Genomic DNA, 24477 nt, shown 5'->3' with positions numbered 1-24477 from the left:
GATTCACCGAATACCGAAACCGAATACCACACACCTGATACCTGGAAACGCTATGAAGATCCTGCAACCCCCCAACTGGGCCCCGCCGCGTGGGTACTCGAACGGCATCATGACGGAAATGCAGGTCGGCAGCCGATTGCTGTTCGTCGGCGGCCAGATCGGCTGGAACGCGCAGTGCGAGTTCGAGACCGACGATTTCGCCGCGCAGACCGGACAGGCCCTGCGCAATGTCGTGGCGGTGCTGGCAGCCGGCGGCGCGCGTCCCGAGCACATCGTGCGCATGACATGGTATGTCAAGGACAAGGAGGAATACGTGGGTGCCTATCGCGGCATCGGCGAGCACTACCGCGAGGTCATCGGCCGCTATTTCCCGGCCATGACGGCGGTCGAGGTCGCCGACCTGGTGGAATCGCGAGCCAAGGTGGAGATCGAGGTCACGGCGGTGGTGCCGCCGGGCGCAGGCTGAGGGCGCGCAGGCGGGGAGGGCGGGATGCCTGCGCGCGGTGCCGCATCGGGCATGCCGTCGGTTCGGGCGCCCGAACGGCGTGGCGGCTTTGCACTGATTTGGTGCGATTGGCCGCCGGCCTTTCTGCAAGTCCTTGAAAACTTGAGAAAATGGCCTGTCCGGGCTATAATCCGAAAGTTTCGCTTTCAGAACCCTTCACCCTAGCGCCTACCGCATTCCACCTTCCGCCGCCCCCTTCCCGCGTGGCCCGGATACACCTGCTTCGCCGTCGTCTTCCGCAAGATGGCGCTCGAGAAGAAGTGTTTCCAGGAGCATAGCGTGGCCGGTGCCGACTGCATGCCCGCTGGCCTGCCGTCAGGCCGGGATCCTCCGGGGGGCAGAGGCGTCGATCAGGTCGGTCACGGGGTGAATCCAGCAGGAGCCTACCCGTGTTACCGTCTTTCCCGTCCGCCATCCTCGCGCTTGCAGACGGCACGGTCTTTCGTGGCTATTCCATCGGCGCTTCCGGCCATACCATCGGTGAAGTGGTGTTCAATACCGCCATCACCGGTTACCAGGAAATCCTCACCGACCCCAGCTATTCCCGGCAGATCGTCACGCTGACGTATCCGCACATCGGCAATGTCGGGGTCAATGCCGAGGATGTCGAAGCCACGAAAGTCCATGCCGCCGGCCTCATCATCAAGGACCTGCCGCTGCAGGCCTCGAACTTCCGCAAGGAGCACACGCTCGGCCATTACCTGAAACAGGAAAAGGTCGTGGCGATCGCCGGCATCGACACGCGCAAGCTGACCCGCATCCTGCGCGAGAAGGGCGCCCAGAACGGCTGCATCCTCGCTGGCGAGGACAATGTGCAGAAGGCCATCGACCTGGCGCGCTCCTTCCCCGGCCTGGCCGGCATGGACCTGGCCAAGGTGGTCTCGGTCAAGGAATCGTACGAGTGGACCCAGAGCGAATGGGCGCTGGGCCGCGGTTACGGCAAGCAGGAAACGCCGCGTTTCCACGTGGTCGCCTATGACTTCGGCGTCAAGTTCAACATCCTGCGCATGCTGGCCGAGCGCGGCTGCAAGGTGACCGTGCTGCCGGCGCAGGCGAGCGCCGCCGACGCGCTGGCGCTGAACCCGGACGGCATCTTCCTGTCGAATGGCCCCGGCGATCCCGAGCCGTGCGACTATGCCATCGCCGCCACCCGTGAGTTCCTGGCGCGCGGCATCCCCACCTTCGGCATCTGCCTGGGCCACCAGATCATGGCGCTGGCAGTGGGTGCGAAGACGCTGAAGATGAAGACCGGCCACCACGGCGCCAATCACCCGGTCAAGGACCTGGATGACGGCCGTGTGGCGATCACGTCGCAGAACCATGGCTTCGCCGTCGATCCCGCCTCGCTGCCTGCCAATGCGCGTGTGACGCACGTGTCGCTGTTCGACGGCACCTTGCAAGGCTTCGCGCTGACCGACAAGCCGGCCTTCTGCTTCCAGGGGCACCCGGAAGCCTCGCCGGGTCCGCACGACGTGGCTTACCTGTTCGACCGCTTCATCCACCTGATGGAGAAGGCCCGCGCCTGAACGGCGGGGACGGGAAGCAAGGGACAAGGACGCAGGCAGGAACCACCATGAACGCATTCATGCACGCCACGCTCGGCATCACCGATTTCTGGACCTTTGTGCTCGGCACGGTATTCATCGTGCTGCTGCCGGGGCCGAACTCGATGTTCGTGCTGTCGGTGGCTGCGCAGCGCGGTGTGCGCGCCGGCTACAAGGGTGCCTGCGGTGTGTTCCTGGGCGATGCCATCCTGATGGTGTTGTCGGCCGCCGGCGTGGCCTCGCTGCTGAAGGCGAGTCCGGCGCTGTTCCACGTGGTCAAGTACGTGGGCGCCGCTTACCTGGGCTGGATCGGCCTGCAGATGCTGCGTGGCGCGCTGCGTGGCTGGCGCGCGCGCGGCGCGGCGGCGGCACGGCCGCAGGCAGCCGCGCCCACGCTGGCGCGCGAGGCCGATCCCTTCCGCAAGGCGCTGGTGATCAGCCTGCTGAATCCCAAGGCCATCCTGTTCTTCATTTCCTTCTTCATCCAGTTCGTGGACCCGGGCTTCGCCTTGCCGGCACTGTCCTTCGTCGTGCTGGGGCTGGTGTGCCAGGTATGCAGCTTCGCCTACCTGACCACCATCATCTTCATGGGCGCCCGGCTGGCCGAGGCCTTCCGTCGCCGGCAACGCCTGTCGGCCGGCATGGCGAGCGGCGTGGGCGCCATGTTCATCGGCTTCGGCGCCAAGCTGGCCACGGCCACCCTGAACTGAACACCTGACATCCGGCGCCGCGCGCAAGCGCGCCGCGCCTACAAAGAGAGCGTGCAATGCCAAAACGCACAGACATCAAAAGCATCCTGATCATCGGCGCGGGTCCCATCATCATCGGCCAGGCGTGCGAGTTCGACTACTCCGGCGCACAGGCCTGCAAGGCCCTGCGCGAGGAAGGCTTCAAGGTCATCCTGGTCAACTCGAACCCGGCGACCATCATGACGGACCCGAACACGGCGGACGTCACCTACATCGAGCCGATCACCTGGGAAGTGGTGGAGCGCATCATCGCCAAGGAGCGTCCGGATGCCATCCTGCCGACCATGGGTGGCCAGACCGCGCTGAACTGCGCGCTCGACCTGCACCGCAACGGCGTGCTGGAGAAGTACAAGGTCGAACTGATCGGCGCGTCGCCCGAGGCCATCGACAAGGCCGAGGACCGCCAGAAGTTCAAGGACGCGATGACCAAGATCGGCCTGGGTTCGGCCAAGTCTGGCATCGCCCATTCGATGGACGAGGCCGTGGCCGTGCAGGCGCAGATCGCCCGCGAGACCAGCACCAGCGGCTATCCGATCGTGATCCGCCCGTCTTTCACGCTGGGCGGCACCGGCGGCGGCATCGCCTACAACCGCGAAGAGTTCGAGGAGATCTGCAAGCGCGGTCTCGACCTGTCGCCGACCCGCGAACTGCTGATCGAAGAGTCGCTGCTGGGCTGGAAGGAGTACGAGATGGAAGTGGTCCGCGACAAGGCGGACAACTGCATCATCATCTGCTCGATCGAGAACCTGGACCCGATGGGCATCCACACCGGTGACTCGATCACCGTGGCGCCCGCGCAGACGCTGACCGACAAGGAATACCAGATCCTGCGCAATGCCTCGCTGGCCGTGCTGCGCGAGATCGGCGTCGATACCGGCGGCTCCAACGTGCAGTTCTCGATCAATCCGAAGGACGGTCGCATGATCGTCATCGAGATGAACCCGCGCGTGTCGCGTTCGTCGGCCCTGGCCTCGAAGGCCACCGGCTTCCCGATCGCCAAGGTCGCCGCCAAACTGGCGGTGGGCTATACGCTGGACGAACTGAAGAACGAGATCACCGGTGGCCTGACCCCGGCTTCGTTCGAGCCCTCGATCGACTACGTGGTCACCAAGGTGCCGCGCTTTGCCTTCGAGAAGTTCCCGCAGGCCGACAGCCACCTGACCACGCAGATGAAGTCGGTGGGCGAGGTGATGGCGATGGGCCGCACCTTCCAGGAGTCGTTCCAGAAGGCCCTGCGAGGCCTCGAAGTGGGCGTGGACGGCCTGGACGAGAAGTCGGTCGACCGCGACGAGATCGTCGAAGAGATCGGCGAGGCGGGTCCGGACCGCATCTGGTACGTGGGCGATGCCTTCCGTATCGGCATGTCGCTGGAAGAGGTCCATGCCGAGACCGATATCGATCCGTGGTTCCTGGCCCAGATCGAGGACATCGTCAAGACCGAGGGCCTGGTCAAGGCGCGCACGCTGGACAGCCTGTCCGCCGCCGAACTGCGCCTGCTCAAGCAGAAGGGCTTCTCCGACCGCCGCCTCTCCAGGCTGCTGAAGACGGATGCGAAGTCGGTGCGCGAAGCCCGCGTCGCCAAGAACGTGCGCCCGGTCTACAAGCGCGTCGACACCTGCGCGGCCGAGTTCGGCACCAACACCGCCTACATGTACTCGACCTACGAGGCCGAGCACGGCGAGTGCGAGGCCGACCCGACCGACCGCAAGAAGATCATGGTGCTGGGCGGCGGCCCGAACCGGATCGGGCAGGGCATCGAGTTCGACTATTGCTGCGTGCACGCAGCGCTCGCGCTGCGCGAGGATGGCTACGAGACCATCATGGTCAACTGCAACCCGGAGACCGTGTCGACCGATTACGACACCTCCGACCGCCTGTACTTCGAGCCGTTGACGCTGGAGGACGTGCTGGAGATCGTCGACAAGGAGAAGCCGGTCGGCGTGATCGTCCAGTACGGCGGCCAGACCCCGCTGAAGCTGGCGCTGGACCTGGAAGCCAACGGCGTGCCCATTATCGGCACCAGCCCCGACATGATCGACGCCGCCGAGGACCGCGAGCGTTTCCAGAAGCTGCTGCAGGAACTGGGCCTGCGCCAGCCGCCCAACCGCACCGCGCGTGCCGAGGACGAAGCGCTGCGCCTGGCCGAGGAGATCGGCTATCCGCTGGTGGTGCGCCCCTCCTACGTGCTGGGCGGCCGCGCCATGGAGATCGTGCATGAGCCGCGCGATCTCGAGCGCTACATGCGCGAGGCAGTCAAGGTGTCGAACGACTCCCCGGTGCTGCTCGACCGCTTCCTCAACGACGCCATCGAATGCGACGTGGACGCCCTGTGCGACGGCCAGCGCGTCTTCATCGGCGGCGTGATGGAACACATCGAGCAGGCCGGCGTGCACTCCGGCGACTCCGCCTGCTCGCTGCCGCCGTACTCGCTGGCGCAGGAGACGGTCGACGAGCTGAAGCGCCAGACCGCCGCCATGGCCAAGGCGCTGAACGTGGTCGGCCTGATGAACGTGCAGTTCGCCATCCAGCAGGCCGACGGCAAGGATACCGTCTACGTGCTGGAAGTGAACCCGCGCGCCTCGCGTACCGTGCCCTACGTGTCGAAGGCCACCGGCCTGTCGCTGGCCAAGATCGCGGCGCGCTGCATGGCGGGCCAGTCGCTGGACTCGCAGGGCGTCGCCGCCGAGGTGGTGCCGCCGTACTTCAGCGTCAAGGAAGCAGTGTTCCCCTTCAACAAGTTCCCCGGCGTCGACCCGGTGCTCGGACCCGAGATGCGCTCCACCGGCGAAGTGATGGGCGTGGGCAAGACCTTCGGTGAAGCGCTCTTCAAGAGCCAGCTCGCTGCCGGTTCGCGCCTGCCGGCCAAGGGCACGGTGCTGATCACCGTCAAGGACAGCGACAAGCCGCGCGCGGTCGGCGTGGCCCGCATGCTGCACGACCTGGGCTATCCGATCGTCGCCACCCGCGGCACCGCCTCGGCCATCGAGGCGGCGGGCATTCCGGTGCGCGTGGTGAACAAGGTCAAGGACGGTCGCCCGCATATCGTCGACATGCTCAAGAACGGTGAGCTGGCGCTGGTCTTCACCACGGTGGACGAGACCCGCACCGCCATCGCCGACTCGCGCTCGATCCGCATCTCGGCGCTGGCCCACCGCGTGCCGTACTACACCACCATCGCCGGCGCCCGCGCCGCGGTGGAAGGCCTGAAGCACATGCAGAGCCTGGAGGTCTACGACCTGCAGGGCCTGCACGCGGAACTCGCCGCCGGCGCCTGAGGTGCCTGCGCGGCTGCCCCGCAAGTCCTCGCTGGGAGCGGGGCGGGACGGGGAGGCCGTTGTGCCCCCCGTTCCGGGGGCCTGCCGGCAGCGATGGTTGCTGCCGGCAGGCGTCTTGGCCTAAACTAACGTGAAATTCGCTGATCGAACGGCGATGCCCGGCGTCGCCGGGTGTGCCGGTCGATCGAAACCGAAAGCCGCGGTTGAGCGGAAGTGCCCATGGCCAGCAGGCCGGGCACGGACCCCGCTCCGCTGCGGCTCATTTTTTTGCCGAACAAAGACATGAGCACCATTCCGATTACCAAGCGCGGCGCAGAACTGCTCAAGGAGGAACTGCACCGCCTGAAGGCCGTCGAACGTCCGGCCGTGATCAACGCGATCGCCGAGGCGCGTGCCCAGGGTGACCTGTCCGAAAACGCCGAGTACGACGCCGCCAAGGAAAAGCAGGCTTTTATCGAAGGCCGCATCCTCGAGGTGGAGTCGAAGCTGTCGGCTGCGCAGGTCATCGATCCGACCCAGCTCGACACCGACGGCCGCATCGTGTTCGGTGCCACGGTCGACCTCGAGGATCTCGAGTCGGGCAGTGCAGTGCGCTACCAGATCGTCGGCGACGATGAGGCCGATCTCGAGAGCGGCAAGATCTCGGTGAGCTCGCCGATCGCCCGTGCCCTGATCGGCAAGTTCGAGGGCGACGTGGCCACGGTGCTGGCACCGGGCGGCGAGCGCGAGTACGAAGTCATCACCGTCAGCTACGTCTGAGGCGCGGGCGGGCGCGGCCGGCTGCAATGCCGGCTGCTGCGCGCCACCGGGCCGACTACGATCACGCCACGCCGATAAACGCCGACACCCAGCCGTGTTCTCCGCCTCCTACGCCAGCCTGCCGCCATTGCCGCACCGCATCTTCCTGTTGCTGACCGTGATCTGGGCAGGCAGCCTGTGGACGGTGGGCTATATGGTGGCGCCGACGCTGTTCTCGATCCTGCCGAGCCGCGAGACCGCAGGCATGGTCGCAGGCCAGCTGTTCTACACCGAGGCCGTGCTCGGCGTGGTGGTCGGCGTGCTGCAGTTGGTGCTTTGCAATGTGATGATCCGGCGTGGCGCGGTCCGCTACCGTGCACTGCGCTGGCTGGTGCTGGCCATGTTGTGCTGCGTGCTGGCCGGCTATTTCGGTGTGCAGCCGTTCATGGAGGCGCTCAAGGCCAAGGCCCATGCACTGGGCGTGGGGGTTTCCGAATCGCCCTACCGTGGGGATTTCGGCATGCTGCACGGGATTTCCAGCGGTTTCTATCTGCTGCAGAGCGTGTTGGCCCTGGTGCTGGTCTGGCGCGCCGCGGCACCGCGTTCGGCCGGCGAGTGAGCGCAGTGTCCGTGCCGCCTGCGTGGCGCGGACGGCCGGGGCTGGCGCCCCGGCGGGCGGGCTTCAGCCCAGTGCCTTCTTCTTCTGGCTGGCCGGGCGCTGACGTGCGCGTTTGACGTTGCCGCCGGCGGTGACACGTTCATTGCCCAGTACCGTCACCTGCTTGCGCGTCGGGCGCCGGTTCGGCGCCGCGCTGGGCTTGCGGACCGTGACGGTGCGCGGGGCGGAGCCCTTGCGCTGAGCCTGGCGGGGCAGCTCGCCGGGCTGGTTTTCCTTCAGGCGTGCAGGACCCGGGCGCCACACCACCAGCAGCTTGCCGATGTGCTGGATCGGGGCGGCATCCAGCGCCTCGCAGATCGCCTCGTAGATGGCGATGCGGGCTTCGCGTTCGTCGCCGAACACGCGGATCTTGATCAGGTCGTGAGCCGCCAGGCTGCGGTCGATTTCCGCGAGCACCGCCGGCGTGAGGCCCTCGGCGCCGATCATCACGACCGGATTGAGGCCGTGGGCGCGGGAGCGGAGTTCGGAGCGCTGGGCGGGGATGAGTTGGAGTGCGGGCATAGGGTCAGGCGCCGGCGAGCGGCGCATACGGGGCCGGGGGCGGCCGGTCAAAGCGAATTGGCGCGTATTATCCGTCAAATCGGCCCGCATCGGCGGCAAAATCAGCAAAATTGAACGGGAAAGCCTGGGGCGGCCGGCCTCCGCGCGGTAGCTTTCCCGCTAATCGGTGTTTGGAATGGCCAAGAACAAGTTCAACCAGTCGTGGCTGCACGACCATATCAACGATCCCTATGTGAAGATGGCGCAACGGGAGGGCTATCGCGCCCGCGCTGCGTACAAGCTCAAGGAGATCGACGAGCAGGACAAGCTTATCCGTCCGGGTCAGGTCATCGTCGACCTGGGCGCGGCGCCGGGAAGCTGGAGCCAGTATGTGCGCAACAAGCTGGCGGCCTCGCCGCGCGCCAAGGATGGCCGTATCGACGGTGCTGTGGTGGCGATCGACCTGCTGCCGATGGAGCCGATCGCCGACGTGACCTTCATCCAGGGTGACTTCCGCGAGGAAGAAGTGTTCCTCCAGTTGGAAAAAGTGGTGCTCGATGCCTCCGGCGGTGCAAAAATCGACCTTGTATTGTCGGATATGGCCCCCAATCTGTCGGGAGTGGCTTCCGCCGATGCCGCCCGCATCGAGTACTTGTGCGATCTGGCATTGGATTTCGCCCAGGCGCACCTGAAGCCGGATGGCGCGCTGCTGGTAAAGTGTTTCCACGGCAGCGGCTACAGTCAGATCGTGGAGAAGTTCAAGCAGGTGTTCAAGGTGGTCGCGCGGCGCAAGCCGAAGGCTTCCCGCGACAAATCGTCCGAGACCTTCATCCTCGGGCGCTACCTGAAGACAGCCGCTTGATGCCAGATGCCTGCCGCCTGGCGCCGCTCATTGGCCGCCAGGTGGATGCGGAGGCATCTCCGCGGCGCCGCGCCCGACGCTGGCGGCATGGGACGGCGGCAAGCGAACGGGCGCTGGCCGCGAGGCTATGGGTGTCATAAATTCAGTGTTTCCCCCCGGGGGCGAGCGCTGCATTACAATGCAGCTATCCGTTGGCAAGGCAATCGCAAAGGAGTTCGGCCTTGAATAACAACCTGTTTCAAAAGGCGGCAATCTGGCTGGTGATCGCACTGGTCCTGTTTACCGTCTTCAAGCAGTTCGACAAGCCCCGCACCCAGGAGGGCGTCACCTACTCGCAGTTCATGGATGACGCCAAGAATGGCAAGGTGGGCCGGGTCGACGTGCAAGGCCGCAACCTGGTCGTGACGCCCAAGGAGGGCGCCAAGTACACCATCATCTCGCCGGGCGACATCTGGATGGTCGGCGACCTGATGAAGTATGGCGTCCAGGTGACGGGCAAGGCCGATGACGAGCCGAACGTGCTGGTACAGGCCCTGTACTACCTCGGGCCGACCTTGCTGATCATCGTCTTCTGGTTCTACATGATGCGGCAGATGCAGGGCGGCGGGAAAGGCGGTGCCTTCTCCTTCGGCAAGTCCCGCGCGCGCCTGATCGACGAGAACCAGAACGCGGTCACCTTCCAGGACGTCGCCGGCTGCGACGAGGCCAAGGAAGAAGTGGTCGAACTGGTCGACTTCCTGAAGGACCCGCAGAAATTCCAGAAGCTGGGCGGCCGCATTCCGCGCGGCGTGTTGCTGGTCGGCCCCCCGGGTACCGGCAAGACGCTGCTGGCGCGTGCCATCGCCGGCGAAGCCAAGGTGCCGTTCTTCAGCATTTCCGGCTCGGACTTCGTCGAGATGTTCGTCGGCGTGGGCGCGGCCCGCGTGCGCGACATGTTCGAGAATGCCAAGAAGCAGGCGCCTTGCATCGTGTTCATCGATGAAATCGATGCGGTCGGCCGCCATCGCGGCGCCGGCATGGGCGGCGGCAACGACGAGCGCGAGCAGACCCTGAACCAGATGCTGGTGGAAATGGATGGCTTCGAGGCCAACTCGGGCGTGATCGTGATCGCCGCCACCAACCGGGCCGACGTGCTGGACAAGGCGCTGCTGCGTCCGGGCCGTTTCGACCGCCAGGTCTACGTGGGCCTTCCGGACATCCGCGGCCGCGAGCAGATCCTGCGCGTCCATATGCGCAAGGTGCCGATCGGCAACGACGTCGACGCTTCGGTGATCGCGCGCGGCACGCCGGGCTTCTCCGGCGCCGACCTGGCCAACCTCGTCAACGAGGCCGCGCTGTTCGCCGCCCGCCGCAACAAGCGCGTGGTCGACATGCAGGACTTCGAGGATGCCAAGGACAAGATCTTCATGGGTCCGGAGCGCAAGTCGACCGTGATGCGCGAGGAAGAGCGCAAGGCCACGGCCTACCACGAGTCCGGCCACGCGGTGGTGGCGAAGCTGCTGCCCAAGGCGGATCCGGTGCACAAGGTCACCATCATGCCGCGCGGCTGGGCGCTGGGTGTGACCTGGCAACTGCCCGAGCATGACAAGTACTCGAAGTACAAGGACAACATGCTCGAAGAGATCGCCATCCTGTTCGGCGGTCGCGCGGCGGAAGAGGTCTTCCTCAATGCGATGAGCACCGGCGCGTCCAACGACTTCGAGCGCGCCACCAAGATCGCCCGCGACATGGTGACCCGCTTCGGCATGAGCGATTCGCTCGGCGCGATGGTCTATGTGGATACCGAGCAGGATGGCATGTTCGGCAAGATGTCCGCCAAGAGCGTGTCGGAAGCCACGCAGCAGAAGGTCGACGCCGAGATCCGCCACATCATCGACGACCAGTACGCGCTGGCCAAGCGACTGCTGGAAGAGAACCGCGACAAGGTCGAGGCCATGACGGCCGCGCTGATGGAGTGGGAAACCATCGACGCCGACCAGGTCAACGACATCATGGCCGGCAAGCCGCCGCGCCCGCCGCGCGGTGCTACGGGTACCAGCGGTGGCGGTGGCAGCACGCCCTCGGGCGGCTCGCCGGTGGCACCGTCCAACGCACCGGCGACGGCCTGAACGCCGCCTGACCGGTTCGTGCAGTACCGATGACCTGGAAGCCGGTGCCATGCGCACCGGCTTCTTGCATTCCGGCGGCCGCGCGCCTTGCACTTGTTGACTTGCTCGCGTGCCGCTTTCCCAACCGGCTACGGCCCGTGCGCTCGGTGCGCAGGGCGGCGGGCCGGCCCCCATCACAACCGCTTTGCCTTCCGATGTCGTCCAATCCGCTTCCCCCGGCTCCGTCGCACTTCCAGTGCGGACGATTCCGTTTCGACCTGGCCCGCCGCCCCTTGGTGATGGGCATCCTCAATGTCACGCCGGACTCCTTCTCGGATGGTGGCCAGCATGCCGGCCTAGATGCGGCGCGGCGTCACGCCGAACGCATGATCGCCGAGGGCGTCGATATCATCGATATCGGCGGGGAATCGAGCCGGCCGGGCTCGACCGCGCTGCCGCTGGAGCAGGAACTGGAACGGGTGCTGCCGGTGGTGGAGGCGCTGCGCGATTGCGGCGTACCGCTCTCCATCGATACCTATAAGCCGGAGGTCATGCGTGCCGCACAGGACGCAGGCGCCGACCTGATCAACGACATCTGGGGCTTCCGCATGCCCGGCGCGGTCGAGGCGGTCGCCGGTGGCCAAACCGGACTGTGCGTGATGCATATGCAGCGCGATCCGCAGACCATGCAGGAGGATCCCGTTTATACCGATGTGGTGGCGGAGGTGCGCGATTTTCTCGCCGGGCGCGTCGCGGTCTTGCGCGCGGCCGGCGTCGAAACTTCCCGCATATCCCTCGATCCGGGGTATGGCTTCGGCAAGACACCGGATCATAATCTGCGTCTGCTCGCACAACAGCCCCGCCTGGCGGCGGACGGGCTGCCTCTGCTGGTGGGGCTGTCGCGCAAATCGACGCTCGGCGCCATCCTGGGCGGCCGACCCCCGCAGCAGCGCGTGGCCGCGAGCATTGCCGCTGCGGTCTGCGCGGCGGAACGCGGTGCATTCATCGTGCGCGTGCACGATGTGGAACAGACGGTGGACGCCCTCAAGGTCTGGTGGGCGGTCCGCCATGAGACGGTCGCCGGTGCGAACGGCTGAGGCGACCGGATCGACCGATAGCGAACACAGAATCCTGGAGATTGAGCCAATGACTCGCAAATACTTCGGCACCGACGGCGTGCGCGGCAAGGTAGGAGAACTGCCGATCACCCCGGACCTGGTGATGCGCCTCGGCCATGCCGCAGGCAAGGTGCTGGCCCATGGCGCGCGCCAGCATGCGCAGGGCCGCCCGACGGTGCTGATCGGCAAGGACACCCGTATCTCGGGCTATATGCTGGAGGCCGCGCTCGAGGCCGGTTTCACCTCGGCCGGCGTCAACGTGCTGCTGACCGGCCCGCTGCCGACTCCCGGCATCGCCTACCTGACGCGGGCGCTGCGCCTGTCGGCCGGCGTGGTGATCTCGGCCAGCCACAATCCTTACTATGACAACGGCATCAAGTTCTTCTCGGCGGATGGCGACAAGCTGCCCGACGCGGTGGAGCTGGAGATCGAGGCCGAGCTGGAACAGCCGATGGGCTGCGTGCCTTCGGACGAACTGGGCCGAGCGCGGCGCATCGACGACGCGGCAGGCCGCTATATCGAGTTCTGCAAGAGCAGCTTCCCGTACGAACAGGACCTGCACGGCCTGAAGCTGGTGGTCGACTGCGCCCATGGCGCCGCCTACCATATCGCGCCGCACGTCTTCCATGAACTGGGCGCCGAGGTGATCGCCATCGGCAACCAGCCGGACGGACGCAACATCAACGCGGGCTATGGCGCGACCGCGCCGGAGAAGCTGGTGGCCGAGGTCAAGGCGCGCGGCGCCGACCTGGGCCTAGCCTTCGATGGCGACGCGGACCGCCTGCAGGTGGTCGATGCCGACGGCCGTCTCTACAACGGCGACGAACTGCTGTACCTGATCGCGCGCGACCGCATCGCGTCCGGGCAGAAGGTGGAAGGCGTGGTCGGTACCCTGATGACGAACATGGCAGTGGAGCTGGCCTTCCAGCGCATGGGCATCGGCTTCGTGCGCGCCAAAGTGGGCGACCGCTATGTGCTGGAGGAACTGCACAAGCGCGGCTGGACACTGGGGGGCGAGGGCTCAGGCCACCTGCTGTGCCTCGATCGCCATAGCACGGGCGATGGCATTGTCTCGGCCTTGCAGGTGCTGGCAGCGCTGCGCCGCAGCGGCCGCCCGCTGGCGGAGCTGCTTGGTGGCGTGGCGCTGTTTCCCCAGACCCTGATCAACGTGCGCGTGGAGAAGGGCTTCGACTGGCAGAGCCACGCCGGCCTGCAGGCCGCCCGTGCCCGGGTGGAGCCGGAACTGGAGGGGCGCGGGCGGGTGTTGATCCGTGCATCGGGGACCGAGCCTGTGGTTCGCGTGATGGTCGAGGCCGAGCAGGCCGATGCCGCGGAACGCGCGGCCCAGACCTTGGCGCAGGCGCTTCGTTCCTGAAGCGGAGGCTGGCGGATGTGACGAAATGCCGGGTGCACCCGGCATTTCTTTTTTCCTATTTTAGCAATTAACCGTCAGAAGATAAGGGGTGAAACGGGGTGGCAGACTCGGCTGGGCAATACGTTTCAAGAAGATTTGATGCTGTCATGGAATTGTCATCTACGGGGCATAGAGTTCGACTTGTCAAAAATTTGTCATTCCCAACCCCCTGTTCTCTGGAGGACATATGAAGCTGGTCAAGACTGCCGTGGCAGGCATCGCATCGTTGTTGGTGGTGGGCACTGCGTTCGCGGCGGAAATTACCGGTGCTGGCGCGTCCTTCCCCGCGCCCGTCTATTCCAAGTGGGCCGACGCATACCAAAAAGCAACGGGTAACAAGGTCAACTACCAGTCCATCGGTTCGTCGGGCGGCATCAAGCAGATCGGCGCCAAGACCGTGGACTTCGGCGCATCGGATGCACCGCTGAAGGACGAAGAACTCGCCAAGCAAGGCCTGGTGCAGTTCCCGACGGTGATCGGCGGCGTGGTGCCCGTGATCAACCTGCCGGGCATCAAGCCGGGTGAACTGGTCATCACCGGCGACGTGCTGGCCAACATCTACCTGGGCAAGATCAAGAAGTGGGACGATCCTGCCATCAAGGCGCTGAACCCGCACGCCAAGCTGCCGAGCCAGGACATCCTGCCGGTGCGCCGTGCCGACGGTTCGGGCACCACCTTCATCTTCACCAACTACCTGTCCAAGGTCAGCGCCGACTGGAAGGGCTCCGTGGGTGAGGGCACCACGGTCAACTGGCCGGGCGGCGGTACCGGTGGCAAGGGCAACGAAGGCGTGGCCGCCTTCGTACAGCGCCTGAACGGTGCCATCGGCTACGTCGAGTACGCCTACGCCAAGCAGAACAAGATGACCTACCTGAGCATGAAGAATGCCGCGGGTACGGTGGTGCAGCCGAGCGACGATGGTTTCAAGGCCGCCGCCGCCGGTGCCGACTGGAGCAAGACCTATTACCAGATCCTGACCAACGAGCCGGGCAAGACCGCGTGGCCGATCGCCGGCGCAACCTTCATCCTGGTCCATAAGAACCAGGAGAAGCCGGCACAGGGCACCGAAGTGCTGAAGTTCTTCGACTGGGCATACAAGAGCGGCGGCCATCTGGCCACCGAGCTGGACTACGTGCCGCTGCCGGAGTCGGTCGTGAACCAGATCCGCAATACCTGGAAGACCAGCGTCAAGGACGGCTCGGGCAAGGCGCTGTACAACTGATCAACGGATCGCGATCGGTTGAACGACGCCTGACCTCCCGGGACGCTCGCGCGTCCTGACGAGCCGGCCCGGTGCGCCGGGCCGGCTTCCCAACGAATTCACTGTTTCCACTCGACAACATGGCGACCTCGTCCGACCTCCCCGCCGTGCGCCCCCCAAGCCGGGCTGGCGACCTCCTGTTCGGCGGCCTGACCCGGGCAGCAGCCATCGTGACGCTGCTGCTGCTGGGCGGCATCATCGTCTCGCTGGCGATCAGCGCCTGGCCGTCGATCCAGACGTTCGGACTGCGCTTTCTCTGGGCTGCCGAGTGGGATCCCCCGCGGATGTCTATGGCGCGCTGGTGCCCATCTACGGCACCATCGTGACCTCGATCATCGCGCTGATCATCGCCGTGCCGGTCAGCTTCGGCATTGCCCTGTTCCTGACCGAACTGTCGCCGGCCTGGCTGCGCCGCCCGCTGGGGACCGCGATCGAACTGCTCGCCGCGGTGCCGTCGATCGTCTACGGCATGTGGGGCCTGCTGGTGTTCGCGCCGATCTTTGGCGAGTATTTCCAGAAGCCGCTGGCCGCCACGATCGGGCAGGTGCCGGTGATCGGCAAGCTGTTCCAGGGCGCTCCGCTGGGCATCGGCCTGCTGTGTGCCGGCGTGATCCTGGCCATCATGATCATTCCCTACATCGCCTCCGTGATGCGCGATGTGTTCGAAGTGACGCCGGTCCTGCTGAAGGAGTCGGCATACGGTGTAGGCTGCACCACCTGGGAGGTGATGTGGCGCGTCGTGCTGCCCTACACCCGCGCTGGCGTGATCGGCGGCGTGATGCTCGGCCTGGGCCGGGCTCTGGGCGAGACCATGGCCGTGACCTTCGTGATCGGCAACACCAACCTGCTCGACAACGTTTCGCTGTTCTCGCCGGGCAACAGCATCACCTCGGCGCTGGCCAACGAGTTCGCCGAGGCGGGCGCAGGCCTGCACACGGCCGCGCTGATGGAGCTGGGCCTGATCCTCTTCTTCATCACCTTCGTCGTGCTCGCGCTGTCCAAGCTGCTGCTGCTGCGCTTGGCCAAGAATGAGGGGGCAAAATGAGCCAAACCAGCCAAGCCACGATTTCGACTTCCTCGATCCCGGCCGTCCACCAGGACGCCGACGCGGTACGTGCCCGCTTGCAGGCGCGCCGCCGCCGCACCAACCTGTTTGCGCTGGCCGCGTCGCTGGGGGCCATGGCCTTCGGCCTGTTCTGGCTCGCATGGATACTGTGGACCACCGTCACGCTCGGCGTGGGCGGCCTGTCGATGGACCTGTTCACGCAGATGACGCCGGCGCCGAACACGGCCGGCGGCGGCCTCGCCAACGCCATCTTCGGCAGCTTCGCCATGGTCGGGCTTGCCACGCTGTTCGGCACGCCGCTGGGCATCCTGGCCGGCATCTACCTGGCCGAGTACGGCAAGGCCGGTCCGCTGGCCAGCGTGGTCCGTTTCATCAACGACATCCTGCTGTCGGCGCCTTCGATCGTCATCGGCCTGTTCGTCTATGCGCTGGTGGTCACCCGCATGGGGCACTTCTCCGGCTGGGCCGGGGTCTGCGCGCTGGCCCTGCTGCAGGTGCCGATCGTGGTGCGCACCACCGAGAACATGCTGAACCTGGTGCCCAACGCCTTGCGCGAGGCCGCCTTCGCCCTGGGTACGCCCAAGTGGAAGATGGTGCTGTCGATCACGGTGAAGTCGTCCTATGCGGGCATCATCACCGGCGTGCTGCTGGCGGTTGCGCGTATCGCCGGCGAAACCGCGCCGCTGCTGTTCACCGCGCTGTCGAACCAGTTCTGGAGCTCCGACCTGAACAAGCCGATGGCCAACCTGCCGGTGACCATCTTCCGCTTTGCCATGAGCCCGTTCACCGAATGGCAGCAGCTGGCCTGGGCGGGCGTGTTCCTGATCACCATCGGTGTGCTCGCGCTGAATATCCTGGCGCGCATGATGTTCAAGAAGTAAGGCGCCAGCCGCGCCGATTGCCAACGAATTTCCGCGAGACAAGAGCATGACTTCGACCGTCATCGACATCCCCGACACCGTCCGTGCCAAGATCGACGTGCGCAACCTGAACTTCTTCTATGGTCAGTTCCATGCGCTGAAGAACATCAATATGTCGATTCCCGACCGCAAGGTGACGGCCTTCATCGGCCCGTCCGGCTGCGGCAAGTCGACGCTGCTGCGTACCTTCAACAAGATGTACGCGCTCTATCCGGAGCAGCGTGCCGAGGGCGAGATCAACATGGACGGCGAGAACCTGCTGACCAGCCGCCAGGACATCGCCCTGCTGCGCGCCAAGGTCGGCATGGTGTTCCAGAAGCCGACGCCGTTCCCGATGTCCATCTACGACAACATCGCCTTCGGCGTGCGCCTGTTCGAGAAGCTGTCGCGCTCGGAAATGGACGACCGCGTGGAGTGGGCCCTGACCAAGGCGGCGCTGTGGAACGAAGCCAAGGACAAGCTGCACCAGTCGGGCTATGGTCTGTCGGGTGGCCAGCAGCAGCGCCTGTGCATCGCGCGCGGCATCGCCATCCGCCCCGAAGTCCTGCTGCTCGACGAGCCGTGCTCGGCGCTCGACCCGATCTCGACCGGCCGCATCGAGGAGCTGATCGCCGAGCTGAAGGACGAGTACACCGTCGTCATCGTGACGCACAATATGCAACAGGCGGCGCGCTGCTCGGACTACACCGCCTACATGTACCTGGGCGAGCTGATCGAGTTCGGCGAGACCGAGAAGATCTTCATCAAGCCGCATCGCAAGGAAACGGAAGACTACATCACCGGCCGTTTCGGCTGATCGCCATCGGCCCGTTCGATTCCGGTCCATGCCGCACGTGCGGCGACCGGTTCGCGGCCAGGAGGACACCATGACCGACAAGCACCTGTCTACCCAATTCGACGCCGACCTCAACGCCATCAACACCAAGCTGCTGCAGATGGGCGGGCTGGTCGAGTCGCAGATCGAGCGCGCCATGCGCGCGCTGGCCGACTTCGATGCCGACCAGGCCGACCAGGTCATCGCGCGCGAGCAGCAGGTCAATGCGATGGAAGTCGAGATCGACGCCGACTGCGGCAATATCATCGCGCGCCGCCAGCCGACCGCGCGCGACCTGCGCCTGGTGATGGCCATCTCCAAGACCATCACCAACCTCGAGCGCGCGGGCGACGAGGCGGACAAGATCGCCAAGCGCACCAAGCACATCATGGAGGATGCGGCGGGGCACAATATCAACTACTCCGAGGTCAAGCTGTCCGGCGACATGGCCATCGCGCTGTTGCGCCAGGCGCTGGATGCCTTCGCCCGCCTCGACACGGTGGCCGCCGCCCGCATCGTCAAGGAAGACAAGGCGATCGACGACGAATTCCGGGCCTTCGTGCGCAAGTTGATCACCTATATGATGGAAGATCCGCGCACCATCTCGGTGGCGCTGGATTTCCTCTTCGTGGCCAAGGCCGTCGAGCGCATCGGCGACCACGCCAAGAACATCGCAGAATTCATTATCTACATCGTCAAGGGAACCGACGTGCGCCATGCCTCGCGTGAGGACATGGAGCGCGAAGCGTTGAGCTGATCGGGAGAACATCGCATATGCCTAGCAGTATTCTTGTCGTCGAGGATGAACCGGCCATCGCCGAACTGATCGCGGTCAACCTCCAGCACGCCGGCCACTATCCGATTCGCGCGTATAACGCCGAGCAGGCGTTGTCGCTGATGAGTGACGTGCTGCCGGATCTCGTGCTGCTCGACTGGATGCTTCCGGGCAAGTCGGGCGTCAATTTCGCGAAGGAACTGCGCAACAACGATCGCACCAAGCAGATCCCCATCATCATGCTGACCGCGCGCAGCGAGGAGCAGGACAAGGTGATGGGTCTGGAGGCGGGCGCCGACGACTACGTCACCAAGCCGTTCTCGCCGAAGGAGCTGCTGGCGCGGATCAAGGCGGTGCTGCGCCGCCGCGCGCCGCAGCTGACCGACGACGTGGTCGCCATCAATGGCCTGCGCCTCGATCCAGCCACCCATCGCGTCACGGGCCAGGATACCGGCGGCGAGGCGATCAAGCTGGATCTTGGGCCGACGGAGTTCCGCCTGCTGCACTTCCTGATGACCCATCCGGAGCGCGTCCACAGCCGCTCGCAGTTGCTGGATCAGGTGTGGGGCGACCACGTGTTCGTCGAAGAGCGCACGGTGGACGTCCATATCAAGCGCTTGCGCGCGGCCCTGACGCCGGGCGGATACAGCAATATGATCGAGACGGTGCGCGGCAGCGGCTACCGCCTCGCGCGCGCTCCCGGCGCCTGACGGCCGAGGCCCGGCGGCTGCGCCGGCGCTCCGTTCATGGCACACTCCTGCGCAACTATCGTTTGGCGCGGCTGTCCGGCCGCGCCTTGAATGTCCGATGAACGTCATCTGGGCCCGTTCGGCGGCCATCCTGATCAGCGTGGCCGTCGCGTCGGCCGGGCTCTACCTCTGGCGCGGCCCGGTCTGGGCGCTGTCGCTGGGCTGCCTGGCCCTGCTCGGGCAACTGGGTTACTACCTCTATCAGATCAACCGCCTGTGGAAGGTGCTGGATGCGCCCGCCTACGGCGAGATCCCCAGCGCGCTCGGCCTGTGGGGCGAGGTGTATTACCGGCTGCACCGGCTGGTCAAACGCTGGCGCTTGCAGGTGCTGCAGGTGGAGCAGCAGCACCTGCGCTTCATCCAGGCCATCCAGGCCTCGCCCAATGGCGTGCTGATGCTCGATGATGCCGACCAGATCGAATGGTGCAACGACGTGGCCGAGCACCACCTCGGCCTGAACGCGCGGCGCGACGTGCGCCAGCGCATCACCCACCTGATCCGGCGCCCGGAGTTCGTCCAGTACCTGATGCGCCAGCGCTTCGATGACCCCCTGGTCATGCGAGACATGGGTTCGCACAAGCACGGCGTGATCGCCGTGCAGATCCTGCCGTATGGCGAGAATCGCAAGCTGGTGCTGACGCAGGACATCACCAAGCTGGAGAACACCGAGGCCATGCGGCGCGACTTCGTCGCCAACGTCTCGCACGAACTGAAGACGCCGCTGACCGTGCTGACCGGTTTCCTGGAGACCGTGCGCGACCTGCCCGTGTCGGAGGAGGACCGCCGCCGCTATGTGGACCTGATGCTGGTGCAGTCGATGCGCATGCAGCATATCGTCGAGGACCTGCTGGCGCTGGCCAAGCTGGAAAGCGACGCCCAGGCGCCGGGCTACGAGCCGATCCCCGTCAACGGTATGATCGCGCACCTGCTGCACGACGCCGAGGCATTGTCCCAGGGGCGCCACCGCATCACCAGCGACGTGGATGCCGGAGTGATCCTGCGCGGCTCGGAAACGGAACTGTTCTCGGCGCTGGCCAACCTGGTATCGAACGCCGTGCGCTACACGCCCGACGGCGGCCAGATCGGTATCCGCCTGGCCATGGACGAGGGCCATGCGGTATTTTCCGTCAGCGATACGGGCCTGGGCATCGCGCCCGAGCACATCCCGCGCCTGACCGAGCGCTTCTACCGCGTCGACCGCAGCCGTTCGCGCGATACCGGCGGGACCGGTCTCGGTCTGGCCATCGTCAAGCACGTGCTGTCGCGCCACCATGCCGACCTGCGTATCAGCAGCGAAGTGGGCCGGGGCAGCGTGTTCCGCGTCGTATTCCCGCTCGACCGCAGCGGGCATGAGGCCCAGCAGGTGCGTGGCGGCGATATGCCGCAGCGCGCAGCCTGAGGCTGGCGCGCCGATACGAGTCGACCGGCCGCGTCAGGAAGCGTGAGGCACGGGGGGCTGGGGCTGTAGAGGCTGACCAGGCGCCAGCAGGCAAGCGGGCCGCTCGCGCCTGCGGCCCGTCCGGGTTCAGCCGGGGTCAGCGATTGCCGAACAGCGCCAGCAGGTCGGTCTGGCTGACGTGCTGCAGCTTGGCCTTGGATTGCTTGTGCACGTATTCGCCATCACCCTGCATGATCCAGGCCGAGGCATTGTCGCGCAGGTGCACGCGCAGGCTTTCCTGGATCACGCGCTGCTTGAGCGCCTTGTTCTTGACAGGGAAAGCGACTTCGACACGGCGGAACAGGTTGCGGTCCATCCAGTCGGCGCTGGACAGGTAGACCACCTCCTCGCCGTCGGCCAGGAAGTAATAGACGCGGTGGTGCTCGAGGAAGCGGCCGACGATCGAGCGTACGCTGATATTCTCGGACAGCCCCGGCACCCCGGGCCGCAGCGCGCACACGCCGCGCACGATCAGATCGATCTTCACGCCGGCGCGCGACGCCTTGTACAGCTCGTCGATGATCGATGGCTCCAGCAGCGCATTCATCTTCGCCATGATGCGGGCACGCTTGCCGGCGCGGGCATTGCGGGCTTCGGCGCGGATGTGTTCCACCAGCTGGTCGTGCATGGTGAAAGGCGACTGCCAGAGCTCGTTGAGGCGGATGCTGCCTGCGGTGCCGGTCAGCAGCTGGAAGACGTGATGGACATCCTCGCAGATGGTCTCGTCGGCCGTCAGCAGGCCGAAGTCGGTGTAGAGACGGGCCGTGCGCGGGTGATAGTTTCCGGTGCCCAGGTGCACGTAGCGGCGCAGCTTATGGTCCTTGGACTTGATGCGCTCGCGGCGCACGATCAGCAGCATCTTGGCGTGGCACTTATGTCCGACCACGCCGTAGACCACGTGGGCGCCGGCATTCTCCAGCCGTTCCGCCCAGTTGATATTGGTCTCCTCGTCGAAGCGCGCCAGCAGCTCCACCACCACCGTGACTTCCTTGCCGTTGCGAGCGGCAGTCATCAGGGCTTCCATCACCAGCGACTCGTTGCCGGTACGGTAAACCGTCTGCTTGATCGCCACCACGTCGGGATCGTTGGCCGCAAGCTGCAACAGGTCGAGCACCGAACTGAAGCTCTCGTATGGATGGTGCAGCAGCACGTCCTGCTGGCGGATGGCGTCGAACATCGAGACGCCACCGGAGAAGGCCTTGACGGCGGCCGGTACGTGGGGAGGGAACTTGAGCGCGGGGCGGTCGACCAGGTCGGGGATCTGCATCAGCCGTACCAGGTTGACCGGGCCACTGACGCGGTACAGGTCCTGCTCGCCCAGGCCGGACTCCAGCAGCAGGCGGCGTGCCAGTTGCGGCGGGGTGTCGGATGAGACTTCCAGCCGCACCGTGTCGCCGAAGTGCCGTGTCGGCAGCTCGCCCTGCAGCGCTTCGCGCAGGTCGGTGATCTCGTCTTCCGAGACGAACAGGTCCGAGTTGCGGGTCACCCGGAACTGGTAGCAGCCGTGCACCTCGATGGCGGGAAACAGCTCGTGCACGAAGCCTTGCATGAAGGACGACAGCAGCACGAAGCCGAAGGGGTAGCCGGACAGCGATTCCGGCATCTTGACCACGCGCGGCAGGGCGCGCGGCGCCTGCACGATGGCCAGCTCGGCCTCCCGGCCGAAGGCGTCGGTGCCCGACAGTTCGACCACGAAATTCAGGCTCTTGTTGAGCACGCGCGGGAACGGGTGGGCGGGGTCGAGGGCGATCGGCGTCAGCACCGGGCCGAGTTCGCGCAGGAAGAAATCGCGCGCCCAAGTCCTCTGGGCGTCATTCCACGAGCCGGTCAGGTGGAAGAAGACTCCTTCCTTTTCCAACAGTGGGAAAATCACGCTCTGCAGCATGTCATACTGCATGCCGACGAGCCGCTGTGTGCGTTCGGTGACGAGCTGGTAGGTCTGCTGGAAGGAGAGGCCGTCGGGCGTCATGCCGGACGGGTTGTCGCGCAACTGTTCCTTGAGGCCCGCCATGCGGATCTCGAAGAACTCGTCGAGATTGCTGGATACGATGCAGATGAACTTCAGTCTTTCCAGCAGCGGGACCTTGGGATCTGCTGCCTGCGCCAGGACACGTGCGTTGAATTCCAGGATGCCGAGCTCACGGTTGAGCAGCGTACCGGGCGGCGTCGTCGACATTGGCATGACCTTATTTTGGTAATGCTGCGACTTTTTCATAGAATCATGTCAGTTTGATGACATTGTGATTTTGTCATGCTCCGGTCATGAGCAAGACATATTTTGAGGGATTGGGCCATGGACAGGGAAGGTGCCGCAAGTGCCGCCGGTTGCCGGGCCACCGAGAATCCCACATCTGAGTTCCGCACACAACGATGAATGAATCCCCACGCTTGCTGGCCGCAGTCGACATGGGTTCGAACAGCTTCCGATTGATGATCGGGCGGGTGGACGAGACCATGACCGCATCGGGTCCGGCGAGTCAGATCTTCCAGGTCGACGCGCTGCGCGAGCCTGTCCGGCTGGCAGCCGGCCTGACCCCTGACAAGTATCTCGACCAGCCCGCGCGGCGACGCGGCGTCGATGCGTTGCGGCGCTTCGGTGACCGCTTGCGCGATTTCGCGCCCGGCCAGGTGCGCGCGGTGGCGACCAATACGCTGCGGGTGGCGAAGAATGCGCCGGAATTCCTGATCGAGGCAGAGGCGGCGCTGGGCTTCCCGATCGAAGTCATCGCCGGCCGCGAAGAGGCGCGCCTGATCTACCTCGGTGCCTCGCACGATGCCCCGGCGTGCCAGGGCAACCGGCTGGTGGTCGATATCGGCGGCGGCTCGACCGAGTTCATCATCGGCAGCGGCTTCCAGCCCAAGCTGATGGAGAGCCTGTACATCGGCTGCGTGTCGCACAGCCGGCAGTTCTTCCCCAGCGGCAATGTCGACGACTACGCGATGAAGCAGGCCGAGCTGGCCGCGCGGCGCGAGATCCAGGTGCTGGTGCGCCAGTATCGCGGCGCCGGCTGGCAGCAGGCGGTCGGTTCCTCGGGGACGGCGCGCGCGCTGGCAGAACTGATCGAGCTCAACGGCATGAACGACAACCCGGGCGAGCACGGCATCACCCGCGAGGGACTGGAGCGGCTCAAGCGCGCACTGGTCAAGGCGGAGAACGCCAACCGGGTCAAGCTGGCCGGGCTCAAGCCGGACCGCATCCCGGTGCTGCCGGGCGGGCTGGCGATCATGCTGGGCGTGTTCGCCGAACTGGACATCGAGCGCATGGATGTCACCGACGGGGCGCTGCGCCTCGGGGTGCTCTACGACCTGCTGGGCCGCAGTCATCACGAGGACATGCGCACCGTCACGGTCGACCAGTTCATGCGCCGTTATGCGGTGGACCGCGCGCAGGCCCAACGCGTGCGCAATGCCGCGCTGAGCCTGCTGGCGCAATTCCCCGAGCCGCCCGACGAACTCCGCGAGGACAATCTCGCCCTGCTCGGCTGGGCGGCAAGCCTGCACGAGATCGGCATGTCGATCTCGCACAGTGGCTATCACAAGCACTCGGCCTACATCGCCACGCACGCCGATATGCCCGGCTTCTCGAAGACCGACCAGGCGCGGCTGGCCGCGCTGCTGCTCGGGCACGCGGGCAAGCTCGGCAAGCTCTCCGGCAGCGGACGCTTCCTCGACTGGCGCATGCTGTTCAGCCTGCGCCTGGCCTTCGTGCTGTGCCGCCGGCGTACCGACTCGCCGCTGCCGCAGATCCGCGTGCGCCAGCGCGCCGATGCGCTCGACGAAGGTTTCGAGGTGCGGTTGCCGCGCGACTGGATCGATGGCAATCCGCTGATCGAATACAGCCTCGCCCAGGAGGCCGATGAGTGGGAGCGGGTGGGCAAGCGCTACAAGGTGGTCTACGCCTGAGCACGGCACCCGCCGCCGGGGCAGGGTGCCGGGGCCCGCAACGGGCCCGTTTCAGGCTCGTCCGGAGTCCATTGCCGAATGCGCAGGCCGGCCGTGCGCG

Annotated in this window: 19 protein-coding genes and 1 pseudogene; 18 read left to right on the top strand and 2 right to left on the bottom strand. The window is 65.7% G+C overall.

Annotated features, from left to right (window positions below):
• The first annotated feature begins 52 nt into the window (after positions 1 to 52).
• The 6 genes from BKK81_RS14225 to BKK81_RS14200 all read left to right on the top strand — a co-directional run bounded on the left by BKK81_RS14225 (position 53) and on the right by BKK81_RS14200 (position 7430).
• The gene (locus BKK81_RS14225; protein WP_071014111.1) at positions 53 to 466 is read left to right on the top strand and encodes a RidA family protein; all 414 of its coding nucleotides are present in this window, start codon (positions 53 to 55) and stop codon (positions 464 to 466) included.
• A gap of 428 nt (positions 467 to 894) precedes the next feature.
• A complete protein-coding gene (gene carA, locus BKK81_RS14220; RefSeq protein WP_071014108.1) occupies positions 895 to 2031 on the top strand; it encodes a glutamine-hydrolyzing carbamoyl-phosphate synthase small subunit in 1137 nt (378 codons plus the stop codon).
• Positions 2032 to 2078: 47 nt separating this feature from the next.
• Positions 2079 to 2759 carry a leucine efflux protein LeuE gene (leuE, locus tag BKK81_RS14215; RefSeq protein WP_071014106.1) on the top strand — a complete coding sequence of 227 codons (681 nt, stop codon included), beginning with the start codon at positions 2079 to 2081 and terminating at the stop codon, positions 2757 to 2759.
• A 56-nt stretch (positions 2760 to 2815) separates the two neighbouring features.
• The gene (gene carB / locus BKK81_RS14210) at positions 2816 to 6073 is read left to right on the top strand and encodes a carbamoyl-phosphate synthase large subunit (protein WP_071014104.1); all 3258 of its coding nucleotides are present in this window, start codon (positions 2816 to 2818) and stop codon (positions 6071 to 6073) included.
• A 282-nt stretch (positions 6074 to 6355) separates the two neighbouring features.
• Positions 6356 to 6832 carry a transcription elongation factor GreA gene (greA, locus tag BKK81_RS14205; protein WP_071016471.1) on the top strand — a complete coding sequence of 159 codons (477 nt, stop codon included), beginning with the start codon at positions 6356 to 6358 and terminating at the stop codon, positions 6830 to 6832.
• Positions 6833 to 6926: 94 nt separating this feature from the next.
• A complete protein-coding gene (locus BKK81_RS14200) occupies positions 6927 to 7430 on the top strand; it encodes a DUF4149 domain-containing protein (RefSeq protein WP_071014102.1) in 504 nt (167 codons plus the stop codon).
• A 63-nt stretch (positions 7431 to 7493) separates the two neighbouring features.
• Here the strand turns inward: BKK81_RS14200 and BKK81_RS14195 are convergent, their stop codons facing one another.
• Complete coding sequence (locus BKK81_RS14195) at positions 7494 to 7991, bottom strand: YhbY family RNA-binding protein (protein ID WP_071014099.1); 498 nt, start codon at positions 7989 to 7991, stop codon at positions 7494 to 7496.
• A 175-nt stretch (positions 7992 to 8166) separates the two neighbouring features.
• Between BKK81_RS14195 and BKK81_RS14190 the strand changes: the two genes are divergently transcribed.
• The 11 genes and pseudogenes from BKK81_RS14190 to phoR all read left to right on the top strand — a co-directional run bounded on the left by BKK81_RS14190 (position 8167) and on the right by phoR (position 20435).
• Entirely contained in the window at positions 8167 to 8832 is a 666-nt protein-coding gene (locus BKK81_RS14190) for an RlmE family RNA methyltransferase (RefSeq protein WP_071014097.1), read from the top strand.
• Between the two features lie 221 nt (positions 8833 to 9053).
• Positions 9054 to 10940, top strand: a complete 1887-nt coding sequence (gene ftsH / locus BKK81_RS14185; protein ID WP_071014094.1) for an ATP-dependent zinc metalloprotease FtsH — start codon at positions 9054 to 9056, stop codon at positions 10938 to 10940.
• A 194-nt stretch (positions 10941 to 11134) separates the two neighbouring features.
• Positions 11135 to 12016 (top strand): dihydropteroate synthase, encoded by an 882-nt coding sequence (gene folP, locus BKK81_RS14180; RefSeq protein WP_071014091.1) that lies wholly within the window; start codon positions 11135 to 11137, stop codon positions 12014 to 12016.
• A 49-nt stretch (positions 12017 to 12065) separates the two neighbouring features.
• Complete coding sequence (glmM, locus tag BKK81_RS14175) at positions 12066 to 13412, top strand: phosphoglucosamine mutase (RefSeq protein ID WP_071014088.1); 1347 nt, start codon at positions 12066 to 12068, stop codon at positions 13410 to 13412.
• A 226-nt stretch (positions 13413 to 13638) separates the two neighbouring features.
• The gene (gene pstS, locus BKK81_RS14170; RefSeq protein ID WP_071014086.1) at positions 13639 to 14673 is read left to right on the top strand and encodes a phosphate ABC transporter substrate-binding protein PstS; all 1035 of its coding nucleotides are present in this window, start codon (positions 13639 to 13641) and stop codon (positions 14671 to 14673) included.
• Positions 14674 to 14792: 119 nt separating this feature from the next.
• Positions 14793 to 15757 (top strand): annotated as a pseudogene (pstC, locus tag BKK81_RS14165) (phosphate ABC transporter permease PstC).
• The gene (pstA, locus tag BKK81_RS14160) at positions 15754 to 16659 is read left to right on the top strand and encodes a phosphate ABC transporter permease PstA (protein ID WP_071014083.1); all 906 of its coding nucleotides are present in this window, start codon (positions 15754 to 15756) and stop codon (positions 16657 to 16659) included. The pseudogene pstC and the gene pstA overlap by 4 nt, the downstream one beginning before the upstream one ends.
• 46 nt (positions 16660 to 16705) lie before the next feature.
• Entirely contained in the window at positions 16706 to 17494 is a 789-nt protein-coding gene (gene pstB, locus BKK81_RS14155; protein WP_071014081.1) for a phosphate ABC transporter ATP-binding protein PstB, read from the top strand.
• A 70-nt stretch (positions 17495 to 17564) separates the two neighbouring features.
• Positions 17565 to 18269, top strand: a complete 705-nt coding sequence (gene phoU / locus BKK81_RS14150; protein ID WP_071014078.1) for a phosphate signaling complex protein PhoU — start codon at positions 17565 to 17567, stop codon at positions 18267 to 18269.
• A gap of 17 nt (positions 18270 to 18286) precedes the next feature.
• Positions 18287 to 18997, top strand: a complete 711-nt coding sequence (phoB, locus tag BKK81_RS14145) for a phosphate regulon transcriptional regulator PhoB (protein WP_071014076.1) — start codon at positions 18287 to 18289, stop codon at positions 18995 to 18997.
• Between the two features lie 97 nt (positions 18998 to 19094).
• The gene (gene phoR / locus BKK81_RS14140) at positions 19095 to 20435 is read left to right on the top strand and encodes a phosphate regulon sensor histidine kinase PhoR (protein ID WP_071014073.1); all 1341 of its coding nucleotides are present in this window, start codon (positions 19095 to 19097) and stop codon (positions 20433 to 20435) included.
• 136 nt (positions 20436 to 20571) lie between these two features.
• Here phoR and ppk1 read toward each other — a convergent pair whose 3' ends face one another.
• Positions 20572 to 22650, bottom strand: a complete 2079-nt coding sequence (gene ppk1 / locus BKK81_RS14135) for a polyphosphate kinase 1 (RefSeq protein WP_071014071.1) — start codon at positions 22648 to 22650, stop codon at positions 20572 to 20574.
• Positions 22651 to 22844: 194 nt separating this feature from the next.
• On the opposite strand from ppk1, the gene ppx reads away from it, so the two are divergent.
• A complete protein-coding gene (ppx, locus tag BKK81_RS14130) occupies positions 22845 to 24377 on the top strand; it encodes an exopolyphosphatase (protein ID WP_071014068.1) in 1533 nt (510 codons plus the stop codon).
• Positions 24378 to 24477 lie beyond the last annotated feature (100 nt).

The sequence above is a fragment of the Cupriavidus sp. USMAHM13 genome (assembly GCF_001854285.1).
Classification (GTDB): Bacteria; Pseudomonadota; Gammaproteobacteria; order Burkholderiales; family Burkholderiaceae; genus Cupriavidus; species Cupriavidus malaysiensis.
This window is presented reverse-complemented; position numbering and strand designations above follow the sequence as displayed.

What these genes read in the sequence shown, in the direction of transcription:
- pstS (WP_071014086.1), top strand. Translation starts at nt 13,639, where the DNA reads ATGAAGCTGGTCAAGACTGCCGTGGCAGGCATCGCATCGTTGTTGGTG.
- leuE (WP_071014106.1), top strand. Translation starts at nt 2,079, where the DNA reads ATGAACGCATTCATGCACGCCACGCTCGGCATCACCGATTTCTGGACC.
- phoB (WP_071014076.1), top strand. Translation starts at nt 18,287, where the DNA reads ATGCCTAGCAGTATTCTTGTCGTCGAGGATGAACCGGCCATCGCCGAA.
- glmM (WP_071014088.1), top strand. Translation starts at nt 12,066, where the DNA reads ATGACTCGCAAATACTTCGGCACCGACGGCGTGCGCGGCAAGGTAGGA.
- BKK81_RS14225 (WP_071014111.1), top strand. Translation starts at nt 53, where the DNA reads ATGAAGATCCTGCAACCCCCCAACTGGGCCCCGCCGCGTGGGTACTCG.
- phoU (WP_071014078.1), top strand. Translation starts at nt 17,565, where the DNA reads ATGACCGACAAGCACCTGTCTACCCAATTCGACGCCGACCTCAACGCC.
- folP (WP_071014091.1), top strand. Translation starts at nt 11,135, where the DNA reads ATGTCGTCCAATCCGCTTCCCCCGGCTCCGTCGCACTTCCAGTGCGGA.
- pstB (WP_071014081.1), top strand. Translation starts at nt 16,706, where the DNA reads ATGACTTCGACCGTCATCGACATCCCCGACACCGTCCGTGCCAAGATC.
- carB (WP_071014104.1), top strand. Translation starts at nt 2,816, where the DNA reads ATGCCAAAACGCACAGACATCAAAAGCATCCTGATCATCGGCGCGGGT.
- phoR (WP_071014073.1), top strand. Translation starts at nt 19,095, where the DNA reads ATGAACGTCATCTGGGCCCGTTCGGCGGCCATCCTGATCAGCGTGGCC.
- BKK81_RS14195 (WP_071014099.1), bottom strand. Translation starts at nt 7,991, where the DNA reads ATGCCCGCACTCCAACTCATCCCCGCCCAGCGCTCCGAACTCCGCTCC.
- ppk1 (WP_071014071.1), bottom strand. Translation starts at nt 22,650, where the DNA reads ATGTCGACGACGCCGCCCGGTACGCTGCTCAACCGTGAGCTCGGCATC.
- greA (WP_071016471.1), top strand. Translation starts at nt 6,356, where the DNA reads ATGAGCACCATTCCGATTACCAAGCGCGGCGCAGAACTGCTCAAGGAG.
- pstA (WP_071014083.1), top strand. Translation starts at nt 15,754, where the DNA reads ATGAGCCAAACCAGCCAAGCCACGATTTCGACTTCCTCGATCCCGGCC.
- BKK81_RS14190 (WP_071014097.1), top strand. Translation starts at nt 8,167, where the DNA reads ATGGCCAAGAACAAGTTCAACCAGTCGTGGCTGCACGACCATATCAAC.
- ppx (WP_071014068.1), top strand. Translation starts at nt 22,845, where the DNA reads ATGAATGAATCCCCACGCTTGCTGGCCGCAGTCGACATGGGTTCGAAC.